This window comes from Desulfuribacillus stibiiarsenatis (assembly GCF_001742305.1).
GTDB lineage: Bacteria > Bacillota > Bacilli > Desulfuribacillales > Desulfuribacillaceae > Desulfuribacillus_A > Desulfuribacillus_A stibiiarsenatis.
Genome location: NZ_MJAT01000002.1, coordinates 55,185 through 68,866 on the forward strand (window position 1 = coordinate 55,185; position 13,682 = coordinate 68,866).

Below are 13,682 nucleotides of genomic sequence, written 5' to 3' on the forward strand. Positions count from 1 at the left end.
TATTCTATATTTTTTATCTCAAAGACATTATCAAGTCTTCTTTATTTAGCTTTAACAATTTCCTGCGGGAACCAGTGGTTTGTGTTATTGGCAAATCGTACAAGTGCAAGCATTACTGGAACCTCCACCAATACACCAACAATTGTCGCTAAGGCCACTGGAGACGTTGGTCCAAATAGTGCTATAGCCACAGCTACGGAAAGCTCAAAGAAATTCGATGCTCCAATCATCCCTGCTGGCGCTGCAATGTTATGTGGTAATTTCATAGCCTTCGCAGCAAAGTATGCAACGAAGAAAATAAAGACCGTTTGAATTGTTAATGGAATTGCAATTAGTACAATGTGTAATGGGTTTTGTAATATCACATCACCCTGGAAGGAGAATATGATCACAAGTGTTAAAAGTAACCCTAGAATCGTAATATTATTAAATTTAGGTATAAAGGTATTCTGAAAATACTCGAGTCCCCTGTTCTTCACTACCAACATTCTCGTAACGATTCCTGCTACTAATGGAATCACAACGAAGAGTATCACTGATAACGCTAGTGTCTCCCAAGGTACTTTTACACCACTAACACCTAATAAGAAGGCAACAATCGGTGTAAATGCCACAAGTATAATCAAATCATTGGTGGCTACTTGAACTACTGTATAGGCAGGATTCCCCTTGGTTAAATGACTCCATACAAACACCATTGCTGTACAAGGTGCCGCTCCAAGGAGTACAGCCCCCGCTAAATAATCTTTCGCTAAATCAGCAGGAATAATCGATTGAAAAACCACATAAAAGAAAAAAGCAGAAATGCCAAACATCGTAAATGGCTTTATCAACCAGTTGGTAACCCATGTGACATAGAGGCCCTTTGGACTTTTTCCAATATCCGTTACGCTCTTAAAATCGACCTTCATCATCATTGGATAAATCATAATCCATATTAGGATAGCAATCGGTATTGAAACATTCGCATATTCGAACTGTCCTAAGAAATCCGGAATAAAAGCAAAATACTTCCCAATTAATATTCCTACGACCATACATAAGATAACCCAAATGGTTAAATTCTTCTCAAAAAAGCTAATACCTTGTAATTTTTCTTTTGCCATATCGTATCTCCTAACCAATAATTTTTTTCTTTCTTTGACACAAATATTACTGATTGACCGTATTAAGACTTAAAGAAAACTTGGCATTCGCAAGCTTTCTGGCGAAGAGAATGCCTTAGTTGCACTGACGCATAAACACAGCAGTTTACTGCTGATGTGTTGCTAATGCACAGCTATACTATCAACATTAAATTTATAAATTCTGATAGTGTAAAAAACTGATTTAAAACGCATTCACTTATTTACAATCACTTGATTGTAATGTATTGAGAGAAACCGTAACTTGTTCATAGCAGTAAACTGAGAAATAAATATAAGTATATAAGCAAATGATTATATATAGAATTTACCAGAAAAATGCTTATTAGTCAACAGATTTCATTGAAAACTGGTTTAAAATGTTACGGGCTAATTCTCTCATGTCGGTACGTGGATCTTTCTCAATCATTTCCTGTAGTGCTGGAATTGCCGCCGTTATCTTACGTTTGCCGATTAACAATAATGCATTTCGTTGCCACGGCTTCTTTCCACGCCACGCACCAGAAGAATGACCATACTTGTGGCGAAACGTTTGATTGGATATATGCAATAATTCGATTAGGTCCGGATACTTAATTTCATCTAGCTCATTGAATTCTTGGTGATTGTGGTGTGGCGCTCGTTTGTTGTGCGGACACACACTTTGACAAATATCACAGCCATAGATGTGATTATCAAGATTCTCTTGATAATCGTCACCCATTTCACCCTTTGTCAAAGTCAAATAGGCCAAGCATCTCTGACTATTGAGTCGATATGGTTCATATAATGCACCGGTAGGACAAGCATTGACACATTTGTTACAGGTCATGCACTCTGCCTGTAATTGGGTATCAGTAGGCAGTTGCAATGTTGTCAATAGGCTCCCAATCACAATATAAGAACCTAGATGAGGATGTATAATATTGCAATTGTATCCATAAAACCCTATTCCTGCACGAATTGCAACTTCACGATCAACCAGTGGACCTGTATCTACAAAGGCCAAATTGCTTGCTGTACCATCAATAGAACTATGAATAAATGATTCCAGTTGATGTAGTTTATTAAGTACAACTTTATGATAATCCTGCCCCCAAGCAATCTTAGCAAGTCGACCTCTCGTAAGTTTTTCCTGATTCGTCCATTGTTCGTTAGTTTCAGGAGCATGATAACTGATGGCGATCACAATGATTGTCTTTGCATGAGGCAGGTGTGTGCTTGGGTGTATCCGTTTTTCAATATCAGCTTCTTCCCAGCCTGTATGGTGGTTCAGACTTCTATGCTCTGCCAGATAGTCACGAATATGCGCAAATTCCGCCACAGATGCAAATCCTATGGCATCAATTTCTATTTCCCGGGAAAAGTCGACAATCTTCCGCCTGCTATCACTACCCATTTTTTTCACACACCCCACTATTCAATGGCGTTACCCAGACTTCATATTCCGAATACAAGTCTTCTTTCTTAGCGATATTTCTTGCAAGCCTCAACAGCTAATACATCTGCTCGCTCGTTCCATTTATCCCCACTGTGGCCCTTCACCTTATGCCAATGGACATCATGTTGTTCCACTAACTCTAACATCGTTTCCCATAAATCTTTATTTTCTACAGGCTTCTTCTGACTATTTTTCCATCCGTTCTTTTGCCAATTTACGTACCATTTCTGTTGAAAGCAATTATATATGTATGCACTATCGGTATAGATGTGAACTTCACAACGTTCCTTTAGATTTTCTAAACCTTTGATTACGCCAAGCATCTCCATGCGGTTATTGGTTGTGTCTTTTTCTCCGCCAGATAGTTCCTTAATATGCTCTCCGTACATCAATACTGCTGACCAACCACCTGGGCCAGGATTGCCTGAGCAAGCCCCGTCCGTATATATCACAATCTTCTTTACCATCGAAAAAAATCCCCCAAACAAAAAGCCTTTGAATCATCATTCAAAAGCTTCTGTAAATTTCTATATTTAATTATACCACTGAAATTCAATTGTTAAAGTGTGCGTAATACTTTTCACAGCATCTTACACTACTCTTGCTAGAAGTCTCTAATATAAAATATTTTTGGTTTAGTGCCCTTTTCAATTAACAGTTGTTTATGAGTATAACGGCTCAACAAATGATTAATTTCACTATCAGGGTCGTCTAAATCTCCAAAAATTCTTGCACGAGCAGGGCATGCAACGCAACAATACGGATATTCACCTTTTTTGATTCGATGATCGCAGAAATTACATTTCTCCACGACACCTCTTGGACGTACACCTCCGTAAGTTTCCTCGCGGTCAGGGTTGTAATAAGGGATAGGAGTATTGGTCTTATCAATCACTTCCTTAGGTGCTGCTGTGACATTCGGAATTAAAGCTTCATCACTTTGCCAACTCTGATGCGGGACTTTATAATTCACATTGATGACGCCATACGGATCCGCTAATACACAAGTTTTACAGCCAATACATCGTTCAATGCTATGTAATGTAAGGCCATTGTCATCTTTATACATCGCCTTTGTAGGACATGCTTTTACACAGGGGGCATCCATACAGTGATTGCATAAGGTCGGCAAGTACTGGAACTTCACATTAGGGAAAGTTCCTGTAGTACTGACCATATGATTAGACCAATAAAAGTCAGATGGGACGTTATTTTCGTTTTTACATGCAATATCACACGCACCACAACCTACGCAGTTTTGCAAGTCGATTACCATCGCATAATTTGGCATAGAATATCACCTCACTCATTTAAATTTTCACAATTTTTACTCTAGTTACCCCACCATGACGGGCTGTACTACCACTTAATCGATCATAGTCTGCAGGGAGTATCAAATTATTGTTACCACCACGCGGGATACCTTGTTGGAAGTCCTTTGCTGCTAACGCGCCGTATGCCCAATGGCCTTGTCCATAACACTTTGCAATAGTTCCTGGTCGAATCCCCTCCCAAAGCTTCGCATGGCATGATATTTCACCAACTGGAGATATAATTTTTACTGTATCTCCATTATTTACTCCTATTTTACTGGCATCTATTGGATTAATTTTTACTACATCATCCCAGCGTTCATCCCCAGGATCGACATCCTTATGAGCATAGTACCAAGTGAGATTCTGTGATCTTCCTTCACGATTTAAGCGCGACCTATGTTCGAAGAATATAAACGGAAACTCTTCCTCATTCCCCCACCTATAAGCTTCTTCATAATGAGGGACAAACGCAACTTCACCACGTGCTTGATATTTGGTTGTTTCTAAGACATCATCAATTGTTGTTACGTGTTTTTCAGCATGTTTTTTTAACGCATCTTTTAATGTTTCGCTATAGAATTCAAACTGACTGGTAGATGTATTGAAATTGCCCCATTTGCTTCGATAAATATAGTCTGAAGAATTCCACACTCCGACTTCGCGGAAATTTTCCCAACCAGTAAAGAAATCACCTGACCATCTACGTCTTCTTTCCTTTTCATCGATATCCCAAGACTCATCTTCGATTGGTGGTTGCTCATCCTTCGTTTTATAGAGAGTAGGATCCCACATCGGTTGTGTTAACATTTTTAAAGAAATTAACGAAAACTCTAATCCATTTTTAGGGCGATCCCCGGTTTCCGGATCTATAAACTCTGTACTATAGTATCGGTAAAGGTTATCGAATCCTTTTTCTGCTAGCTTTTCAGCCAACATCCACGGAATCTCTGTTTCATCCATTTTAACGTCCCATAGGTTATCTAGTACTGGTTGATTTAGTGTTGCATATGATACACGATTATATTTACTTTTTACATATCCCCACTTCTCAAACATCTGATGACCAGACGGAAGAACGATATCTGCATATTGACTCATTTCCGAAATATTTGTAGTAATATGAGCGAAAAACGGAATCTTCTCCATTGCCTGTTCCCATCGTGATGCACCTGAACAAGAAAATGTGAAGTTATTCCAATAACCAATTGCCATCTTGATATCATAAGGGTCATCAGTAAGTATTGAGTCCGCGACTTGGTTTATAATCGAACCTCCGCCAGACTTCCCGTCTTTTAATGAAGGATAAACTTTCGTCCCACGATGGTCCATTTTCTTTTTCTTGCCATTGGTAAGCGCAATTTCATCCTGATAATCCGTAAATTTGGGAATTGTATTATCTGGAACTTTCATACCTTGTAGCGTTCCGCCTACATTGTCCACTGATCCAACGAGTCCATTCAGAGCGTGTGCAGCCATTGCAGTGTATCCGCCTCTTACTTGCATACTAGCCCCGGGAGATACCCACGAAATACTATGTGGGGCAGCTGCTGCGAACTCTCTAGCCACATTATATATGGTTTCAGGAGAGATTCCAGTTCGCTCACTAGCCCATTCTGGAGTTTTATCTTTCAGTTCTATGTTCCACCATTTCACAACACCAAAGGTATAATTTTCTTTAAAAGAAGCCTCATCCACTTCTTTCCCAACATCAAATTGTACCGATTGGTCGATAAAATCCCCCACAAACTCTTTATTCCATAACCCTTCCGTTAAGATTACATGGGCAATCGCCACTGCTAATGCTCCATCTTCCCCTGGTATTACAGGAAGCCAAATCTTTGCTTTTGCTGCCGTAGCCGATAGACGCGGATCCACAACCGCTACTTTCGCACGATCAAGTACTTGTCCCCAAACATTTATAGCGTGGGGAACTTGTCGATTTGAAGAAATTGGATCGGCGCCCCAGGCTAATACGTATCGAGTGTTTAGAAGGTCATAATCGCGGTAATCCCAAAACCCTTCTGTATAATAAGAACCAAATTTCTCTGCTTCTGCGCAAATCGAACTATGTGAAATGTTGTTCGGAGTGCCATAAATTTTCGGTAATGCTTCATAGATAATATCTCTCATAAACGAATACCTACCACGAAGAAGCATGAACTTGTGACTTTCGTTCTCATTTCTAAGTTCAATCATCTTTTCAGCAATTGTATCCATTGCTTCGTCCCAGGTAATAGGCACAAATTGCGGATCGATGCCCTTTCCCTTTACTGGGTATGTCCTTTTCATTGGGCCTTTCAAGCGATCTGGGTCATACATTTGCTGAAGTGCCATATGCCCCCTTGGACAAACGTTCCAACGGTTTGCTCTTGCATTAGTATTTCCCATAACTTTAACAGCCCGCTGATTCACTATATAAACTTGAACTGGACACCACGATGTACAGCCTTGGCAAGTACTTGGCTTCCATTCTCCTTGCTGAGTCTCTGGATTGATGTCACCCTGCGCTCTTGCCTTTTCAGAAAAGTATTTTAGACTTAGACTACCACTAACAATTGTAGCACTTGAAATCGCTGTCGCTTTTATAAAACTTCTACGATTCATTTCCATTAGAAGACCTCCAATCTATCACAATTAGAAATTAAAAAATGGTACTAGGGTTTGGCCAATCGTCAAGATAATTTGTTTAGCTGTAAAAACACCTACCAGAATACAAATACTTATTACTCCAGCAGTACCTGTTGTAAGGGTTCGTTTGTTATACCACTGGACTAGCAATACTATAATAGGTAAAATTGTTCCAATCGCTAAAACTATTGTCCACCAATAGATTGAATATCTTTCTAGCATTAAAGCATATACAGTTTCAACCTCAACTCCAGCTCTGCTTGTGAAAAAGTGCCACAGCCCGATAAATATTAATTGCATTACCAATAATCCTAATAACCATGGCCTAATCACTGTTAAATCAAAACTCAACTTTTTCTTAGAAGAATAGGCAATCCAGATAATCGTAACGAGTGCAATTCCAGAAGCTATGGAAGAGACAAAAAAGATTGGTACGATTAGCTCAGACCAAAGTGGTCTTTCAACGGATGCTAATAATAAGCCATGGTAAAGTCCTACTGCAATAGCAAACGGCACTCCAATTAATTGGATCAGTTTTACTAATTGGTTATTTGTTTGCTGCTGATTGCTATAGAGCATGTAAGCATAACCAAGGGAAATGATTACAAAGGCAGTTTGCAAATATACTCCTATAGAAAGAACCGACTGAGGATTTACACGAAATAGAGTAGTGATAAATTTCTCTGGTCTACCAAGCTCTGTTACAAGAAATAACAGACCTAACATCACGGCTACAGGAGCAACATAAGCACTAATTCGTACCAATTGACCACTATTATCTTTCTTCGTTGAACTTAAATACACGGATAAAAGAAAAGCCCCTACCCCGACTCCACCGAAAAACAAATCTAATGTAACTCGAATATCCCATGGAAAAATAACAACCATACAATCCATCCTTCCTTATGTAAAAAATGGTGACATTACTATTTTGCGCATTAGATAAAATTTACATACAAAAAAAGCCTTTGCAATAATGCAAAGGCTTTTTAATACTATCTATTTAAACGTTTTTCTCGCTTCTCTTTGGTTCTGTGTCATCATCAAAATTCGTTAAGTCTCTTGTAGCACCCTTAAATTCTTTTATTGTTCTACCTGCAGCTCTTCCAAGCTCAGGCAATTTATTCGGTCCAAATACGATTAAAGCAATAACTCCAATTAAAATCATTCCAGGAACACCGATGCTTGATAACATGTGAACACCTCCTATATATGCTTGTATACCATTATACCATACCTAATAATAAAAGTCTTTGTTTTGTATTAAATCATAACATCTTACCCTTATATTATTCTCCGACTTTAATAATATCATGCTCAAGAGCGTACTTCACAAGGTCGGAACGCTTTTTCGTATTCATTTTCTCCATGATATTGGATTTGTGGCTTTCCACCGTCTTAATACTTACAAATAGCTGATCTGCGATTTCTTGTTGTGTATATCCTAAGGCAATCAGTCGCAATACATCTGCTTCACGCTTCGTTAAGGATACTTCTTGAATGGACGCCTTTTGTTTCTTATTCATCAATTGGTTTGCAACGTTTTCCTTCAATCCCTTGTATAACACAAATTCTCCTCGAGAAACGGCACGAATGGCATCTAATAATTCTTTATCTGCTGCGCTCTTTAAAATGTAACCAGCTCCACCAATTTGCAAGACTTTGCCAATGTATTCTGCTTCATCATGCATCGTAAGGAATAAAATCTTGATATTACCATACACCGAAATGATTTCCGCTGATAAATCCATACCGTTTTTGTCTGGCAAATTGATATCCATCAAAACCACGTCTGGCTGTAATTTCGCAACTAATGCAGTCGCTTCGAAAGCAGTCCCCGCCTCACCAATGACTTCCATATCATCTTGTGAATTTAATAACATTGCCAACCCACTACGGAGAACCGTATGGTCATCGACAACTAGAATTTTAATCGTCATAGTAGAATTTCCTCCTGGTCTTCAAACACGAGCGGTATCGAAACATAAATCGTTGTTCCTATTCCAACTTTTGATTCAATTTCAAAATTACCATTGATAAGTTCAGCCCGTTCACGCATCCCATGAAGCCCTAGATGCGTATCATGTGTATCACTTGAATAGTGCTCGTTGACATCAAATCCTATGCCATCATCTTCGATAATAATTTGAAGCGCATCCTGTTTAAAATTCATGATAATACTCACGTTTTCTGCTTTTGAATATTTAAATATATTCGTGAGCGCTTCTTGTAAAATGCGGTAAATCGTTATTTCTAATTCTGCTAAGAGGCGTTTTTCAAAAGTATGACCATGGACGATAAAATCAATATCTGTATGATTAAATTCCTGATATTCTTGAACTAATCGCTCGATTGCTGGTATTAAACCCATATCATCCAAAACACTAGGACGTAACTGCCTAGAAATTCGTTTTACTTCGCCAATGGTACGAGAAATCACTTTCCTCATATTATCGACGTTTTGATCGAAGTTCTCTTGTTTGCCTACTTGTTTAATACACTGCAATTGTACCATAAGTGCACTAAGAAGTTGACCGGTTTCATCATGTAGTTCACGACTTACACGCTTTCTTTCCATTTCTTGTGCAGTAATTACTTTTTTTAGTAAACTTTTTCTTACTTGTTCCTTTTTTTCTATTTCAGCTAATAACTGTTTATTCTCTTTTTCTTTATGCGCAAGGGTTTCCCCCATTTTATTAAATGCCTGTCCCAAATTCCCGAACTCATCATTACTTGATACTTCAACACGTTGAGTATAGTCTCCCGCAGAAAACTTATGGGTAGCTTCTACTAATCGTAGGATAGGTTGATATAAGACATTCGCAAGAATGTATGCCGCTAAGATTCCTATGATCGACATTAAAAGTGTCGTTTGAAGAATGGTAGTTGTAATCTTTTGAACAGAAAATATCACATTTGATTGGTCTAATCCTATTCTAACAACGCCCACTTTTCCACCTAAAATTGGCATTGCAAAATCGTGAATCTTTCCCTCGCCAGTATTAATAAGCCTACGGTTAGGATTGTCTTCAGATGTAAATGTGTTGATATAAATTAAATTAGTCGGTACACCATCCGCGAATGTATGAGCAATTACATCACCATCATGGTTGATAACAAAGGCATACCTGACATTTCGATTATTTTTCCTAGTGTCGTTGAGCAGTTGATGGAGTATAAAAACTTGATTTGTAAGAACTAAATCGGCACTTCGTGCTGACAAGTCCCGCGAAATTGAAACACCTTGCTTATCTAACTCTTCTAGCATTAGATTCTGAACAATATTTCTCATTTCTAGGGTAACCCCTGCCCCAAGTACAAGGATAAATCCTACTGTGATACCTAAAATCTTTATCTCGAGGTTCACTGCATCTGATACGCGTGTAATCCACTTAAAAATTTTATTTAACATTGTAATCAATCTCTGTCTTATTTAATAAGTCTCGAATATAATCGTAAGTCATATCGTCAGCCATAACGAAACGCTCAAATAATAAACTCTGCAAAGCAATTTTGCCCTTCTCATCGTTGTGCATATTTAACAATAACCTACGCAGCATTTGGAATTCTTCGTCTGATGTGTTAACCCCTACAACAACTGGCGGATTCCCAACTTCCGGAGAAGAATGAATGATCTGTAATTGATTCGTAATTTCCGGGTATAAGAACGCATGATAATCGTATACCATATGGTCAATGCATGCAGAATCTACTATGCCATCTAGTACTGCCTTTACCGAATTATCGTGGCTGTAGGTGTAGATAATACTGGAAAAATACTTTTCCGGCTTCTCTCCGATGTTCGCCAATTCGCCAATCATAGCGGCCCTTCCCGAGAACGACATCGGATCAGTAAATGCAAATCTCTTGCCACGCAAGTCCTCTAATGTCTCAATTCCACTATTTTTTCTTGTAATAACTATCGAACGATATACTGCACTCCCTTGTACTTGAGGGACACTAACAAGCCTAGCGCCAAAAGTTCGTTCGGCTTCGACATAGGATAATGTACAGATAAATGCTAAGTCTACTTCGCCTTGTTCAATTAAATCATTAATTTCTCCATACGTTTTTCTCTGAACTAGTTCAACCTTCCGACCGAGCTTTTCTTCGAAATACTCTGTTAACGGACGGTATCCCTTAACAGTTTCCGTTGGTGAAATAACGGATGAAACAGCTAAACGAAACACCTCTGGGTTCGGTGTTTTTTTAACTTGCGGCTCCACTTTAGTAAAGTCAACATAAACAGCTTCTGCCTCCGTGAAATCTACACTATTATAAATGGTTGTGCCTAATAACATGAGCACAAAAATGCACCAAAGGATAATGATATTCCGAACTTTAAGATTCACATTCACACCTTCTTCTATAGGACATGATAGACTGAGTAACAAGTATCATTTTCAAAACCTTATATAATTATTTTAAACGATTTAATCTCAAAAGAAAACAATATGAACAAAAAAAGAAGACAAATCGTAAAGATCCATCTACCTTCTTGTAATATTAAATGCAATTTTAAATACCTTACATATCAATAGTTTCAATTGTTTCTTGTATGTATATGATTTAGCTATGTAAAAATCACTAATTCCAATTACACGATTTTCTTGGATTTAAATCGCTTCGCTATTAGTGACAGCATGTCTAAGTTAAAGCCAACAGCTACTTGTTGCCCATCCGTCACAATTGGTCTTCTTAATAGCTTCGGTTCTTCTGATAACAACTTTAATAGTTCGCTAAACTTCATATCGAGATGATTGATTCCTAGTTGACGGTAGCGATTGCTGCGTACAGATACTAGGCTGTCAATCCCTTCTTCAGAAATTATACTCATGTGTTTTAGTTCCTCTGGTGTAGGTGGTTTCTTAAAAATATGACGTTCTTCGAATGGAATACCATTTTCTAAGAACCAAGATTTTACACGACGACAAGATGTACAGCTTGGGTACGTATAGAATATAACTTTGTTTTTCATTTGAGACACCCTCCAGAGGATTTTTTTCCAAAACATAGAATTATTCCTGTTGCTATTTTCCTGATTATTTGGATATCTTTATTATATTTTAGTAATAACACTATGTCAATAGTGTTTATGTTAAAAAACGTTAAAAAGTTTGCATTTTTTTGTAAAGTTGTTTATTATTTTCTTTGGTAATACATTTGTACTAAATCAAATGGTCTGTGCGATACAAATTTAACGCATAGGAGGATAGGACAGAAGATATATAGAAGAAAAGAAAATTTATAGAAGCTATATAGTGATGTGTTTATTAGAGGATTATTGTTAATTAATATTATGGATTATTGTAAATAATCATGATAATGAGAGGTGTATCATGAATGAAAGAAAATATGTATAAAATTGCAACGGTTTTAGCAGACCGCACTCGTTACTCGATTTATGACTTTGTTTGCTCTACCCATGACGGTATATCCGTCCAAGACGTCGCTCAAGAATTTTCAATTCATGCGAATGTGGCGAGATTACATTTAGGCAAGCTAGAAGATTCCGGACTCATTCAATCTCTTTTTGACAAAAAAGAAAAAAAGGGCGGACGCCCTAATAAACTGTATCGTATTAGTAATGAAACTATATCGTTTCATTTTCCATACCGCGATTTTTCGTTATTAACTACCCTTGCAATGAAGACTTTATCAAGTCTTGGGCCGTACGCCTGGAAGGCGTTTATTGCGCAAAATTATCAACATGGCAGAGATCATGGTCTACATGCACGGAATCGCCAAAACATAACGGTTGATTCATCAACAGACCAGATTATTGCTGGCATTAAAATTACGTTAAGTGAACTTGGGCTCAACCCAGTGATTGAGCTAAATGAAGAAGGATACATTATTTTTAACATCCGTAATTGCACCTTTAAAGATTCTATAGATATCTTTCCAGAAATATTATGCAAGGCCCATCAAAAATTGCTTCAAGGGCTGTTCGAATCGTATTTTGAGCATTTACGATTTGAACCAGTGAAAACCTTGCAGGACTTTAATAACTGTAGCTTCTGCCATTATCGCATTCAATTAGTACCATCTGACTCAGACACGAACATTCCCAATGATGACCCAGAAGCGGACTATCACATTTAATCAAGTCGGTTTCGATGTATGCTCACAAGGGTTGACATGGATTAATACATCTTCTACATCCTTCATTTCAGTAAGGATCTGATGTTTGGCTTTCCCAGCAATTTGGTGACCAACTTCAACTGTCAGATCCTTATTGACACATATTTTCATATCAATAAAGATCCGCGGGCCATTAAATCTCCCTTTCACATCCTGTACCGTATATACTCCTTCCACAGTTAACGCAACTTCTTTGATCTTGTCTAAGATCTCCGACGATGGCGCTTCATCCATAAGCTCCTTAGTAGCAGTCCAATATATTTCAATAGCAGCATAACCAATCATGATTGCTACAATGATACCGGCAACAGGGTCCAATATTGGATAGCCAAGCAATGCCCCACCTATCCCTATAAGTGCAGCCACCGACGATAACGCGTCCGTACGATGATGCCATGCATCAGCTTTTATGGCAGAACTTCCAATCTTGTTCGCAACATTCATCGTATAACGATACATCGCTTCTTTAGAAATAATGGATATACCAGCTGCCCAAAGGGCTGCTTTTTGTGGTATCTCAATAACTGGCTGAATTAAAGTAGTATAGGCTGCATATGCAACTCCCAACCCTGTAAGAAATAACAGGAACGCAATTAACTTTGCTACCACAGATTCTGCTTTTCCATGACCATAATGGTGATTTGCATCTGCAGGTTTTTGTGCTAACTTAAGACCCCATAAGACTATGACAGAACCTAATACATCAGATAATGAATGGAATGCATCGGCAACCATTGCCATACTACCAGATATAAATCCTATAATTGCCTTAAAAATCGTCAATATTACGTTCCCTATAATTCCTATATACGTCGCTTTTTTACCTAACCTATAGCGTTCTTCCTTTTCCAAATCCTCACCCACATTTCCCATTTATTAAAACCTAATAATTTTCATAATAACTTATAGAAAGACTAACACTATAATTGCAGGCATATCTATATTCAATCTTACATTGAAGGAGGTAATCGAATGTTACCTAAACCTCGAATTGGGTGGGCACCTTGGGCGATTTGGCATGCAATTGTA

Annotated in this window: 13 protein-coding genes; 1 reads left to right on the forward strand and 12 read right to left on the reverse strand. The window is 38.1% G+C overall.

The genetic code is table 11. The annotated features are described in order from the left end of the window. Positions 1 to 41: 41 nt before the first annotated feature. The 11 genes from arsB to BHU72_RS02195 all read right to left on the reverse strand — a co-directional run bounded on the left by arsB (position 42) and on the right by BHU72_RS02195 (position 11,487). A complete protein-coding gene (gene arsB, locus BHU72_RS02145; RefSeq protein ID WP_069700985.1) occupies positions 42 to 1,106 on the reverse strand; it encodes an ACR3 family arsenite efflux transporter in 1,065 nt (354 codons plus the stop codon). 364 nt (positions 1,107 to 1,470) lie between these two features. Continuing rightward, positions 1,471 to 2,523, reverse strand: a complete 1,053-nt coding sequence (queG, locus tag BHU72_RS02150; protein ID WP_069700986.1) for a tRNA epoxyqueuosine(34) reductase QueG — start codon at positions 2,521 to 2,523, stop codon at positions 1,471 to 1,473. A 68-nt stretch (positions 2,524 to 2,591) separates the two neighbouring features. Further along, positions 2,592 to 3,032: a ribonuclease HI gene (gene rnhA / locus BHU72_RS02155; protein ID WP_069700987.1), complete on the reverse strand. Its 441-nt coding sequence runs from the start codon at positions 3,030 to 3,032 to the stop codon at positions 2,592 to 2,594. A 137-nt stretch (positions 3,033 to 3,169) separates the two neighbouring features. Then, the gene (locus BHU72_RS02160; protein WP_069700988.1) at positions 3,170 to 3,856 is read right to left on the reverse strand and encodes a 4Fe-4S dicluster domain-containing protein; all 687 of its coding nucleotides are present in this window, start codon (positions 3,854 to 3,856) and stop codon (positions 3,170 to 3,172) included. Positions 3,857 to 3,875: 19 nt separating this feature from the next. Continuing rightward, positions 3,876 to 6,491 carry a molybdopterin-dependent oxidoreductase gene (locus BHU72_RS02165; protein WP_069700989.1) on the reverse strand — a complete coding sequence of 872 codons (2,616 nt, stop codon included), beginning with the start codon at positions 6,489 to 6,491 and terminating at the stop codon, positions 3,876 to 3,878. A gap of 24 nt (positions 6,492 to 6,515) precedes the next feature. After that, positions 6,516 to 7,397: an NrfD/PsrC family molybdoenzyme membrane anchor subunit gene (nrfD, locus tag BHU72_RS02170; RefSeq protein WP_069700990.1), complete on the reverse strand. Its 882-nt coding sequence runs from the start codon at positions 7,395 to 7,397 to the stop codon at positions 6,516 to 6,518. 115 nt (positions 7,398 to 7,512) lie between these two features. Beyond that, a complete protein-coding gene (locus BHU72_RS02175) occupies positions 7,513 to 7,704 on the reverse strand; it encodes a twin-arginine translocase TatA/TatE family subunit (protein WP_069700991.1) in 192 nt (63 codons plus the stop codon). A gap of 94 nt (positions 7,705 to 7,798) precedes the next feature. Beyond that, positions 7,799 to 8,449: a response regulator transcription factor gene (locus BHU72_RS02180; protein WP_069700992.1), complete on the reverse strand. Its 651-nt coding sequence runs from the start codon at positions 8,447 to 8,449 to the stop codon at positions 7,799 to 7,801. Beyond that, the gene (locus BHU72_RS02185; RefSeq protein WP_069700993.1) at positions 8,446 to 9,921 is read right to left on the reverse strand and encodes a HAMP domain-containing sensor histidine kinase; all 1,476 of its coding nucleotides are present in this window, start codon (positions 9,919 to 9,921) and stop codon (positions 8,446 to 8,448) included. The genes BHU72_RS02180 and BHU72_RS02185 overlap by 4 nt, the downstream gene beginning before the upstream one ends. Next, positions 9,911 to 10,810 (reverse strand): substrate-binding domain-containing protein, encoded by a 900-nt coding sequence (locus BHU72_RS02190; protein WP_069701053.1) that lies wholly within the window; start codon positions 10,808 to 10,810, stop codon positions 9,911 to 9,913. The genes BHU72_RS02185 and BHU72_RS02190 overlap by 11 nt, the downstream gene beginning before the upstream one ends. Before the next feature lie 296 nt (positions 10,811 to 11,106). Continuing rightward, positions 11,107 to 11,487, reverse strand: a complete 381-nt coding sequence (locus BHU72_RS02195) for a Spx/MgsR family RNA polymerase-binding regulatory protein (RefSeq protein WP_069700994.1) — start codon at positions 11,485 to 11,487, stop codon at positions 11,107 to 11,109. 365 nt (positions 11,488 to 11,852) lie between these two features. On the opposite strand from BHU72_RS02195, the gene BHU72_RS02200 reads away from it, so the two are divergent. After that, positions 11,853 to 12,614, forward strand: coding sequence for a helix-turn-helix transcriptional regulator (locus BHU72_RS02200; RefSeq protein ID WP_069700995.1), 762 nt, complete (start codon positions 11,853 to 11,855; stop codon positions 12,612 to 12,614). On the opposite strand, the gene BHU72_RS02205 is transcribed toward BHU72_RS02200, so the two are convergent. Then, a complete protein-coding gene (locus tag BHU72_RS02205) occupies positions 12,615 to 13,526 on the reverse strand; it encodes a cation diffusion facilitator family transporter (protein WP_069700996.1) in 912 nt (303 codons plus the stop codon). Between the last annotated feature and the right edge of the window lie 156 nt (positions 13,527 to 13,682).

Excerpts from the sequence above, each read along its gene's own strand:
- arsB (WP_069700985.1), bottom strand. The coding sequence starts at position 1,106 with ATGGCAAAAGAAAAATTACAAGGTATTAGCTTTTTTGAGAAGAATTTA.
- queG (WP_069700986.1), bottom strand. The coding sequence starts at position 2,523 with ATGGGTAGTGATAGCAGGCGGAAGATTGTCGACTTTTCCCGGGAAATA.
- rnhA (WP_069700987.1), bottom strand. The coding sequence starts at position 3,032 with ATGGTAAAGAAGATTGTGATATATACGGACGGGGCTTGCTCAGGCAAT.
- BHU72_RS02160 (WP_069700988.1), bottom strand. The coding sequence starts at position 3,856 with ATGCCAAATTATGCGATGGTAATCGACTTGCAAAACTGCGTAGGTTGT.
- BHU72_RS02165 (WP_069700989.1), bottom strand. The coding sequence starts at position 6,491 with ATGGAAATGAATCGTAGAAGTTTTATAAAAGCGACAGCGATTTCAAGT.
- nrfD (WP_069700990.1), bottom strand. The coding sequence starts at position 7,397 with ATGGTTGTTATTTTTCCATGGGATATTCGAGTTACATTAGATTTGTTT.
- BHU72_RS02175 (WP_069700991.1), bottom strand. The coding sequence starts at position 7,704 with ATGTTATCAAGCATCGGTGTTCCTGGAATGATTTTAATTGGAGTTATT.
- BHU72_RS02180 (WP_069700992.1), bottom strand. The coding sequence starts at position 8,449 with ATGACGATTAAAATTCTAGTTGTCGATGACCATACGGTTCTCCGTAGT.
- BHU72_RS02185 (WP_069700993.1), bottom strand. The coding sequence starts at position 9,921 with ATGTTAAATAAAATTTTTAAGTGGATTACACGCGTATCAGATGCAGTG.
- BHU72_RS02190 (WP_069701053.1), bottom strand. The coding sequence starts at position 10,810 with ATGTTATTAGGCACAACCATTTATAATAGTGTAGATTTCACGGAGGCA.
- BHU72_RS02195 (WP_069700994.1), bottom strand. The coding sequence starts at position 11,487 with ATGAAAAACAAAGTTATATTCTATACGTACCCAAGCTGTACATCTTGT.
- BHU72_RS02200 (WP_069700995.1), top strand. The coding sequence starts at position 11,853 with ATGAAAGAAAATATGTATAAAATTGCAACGGTTTTAGCAGACCGCACT.
- BHU72_RS02205 (WP_069700996.1), bottom strand. The coding sequence starts at position 13,526 with ATGGGAAATGTGGGTGAGGATTTGGAAAAGGAAGAACGCTATAGGTTA.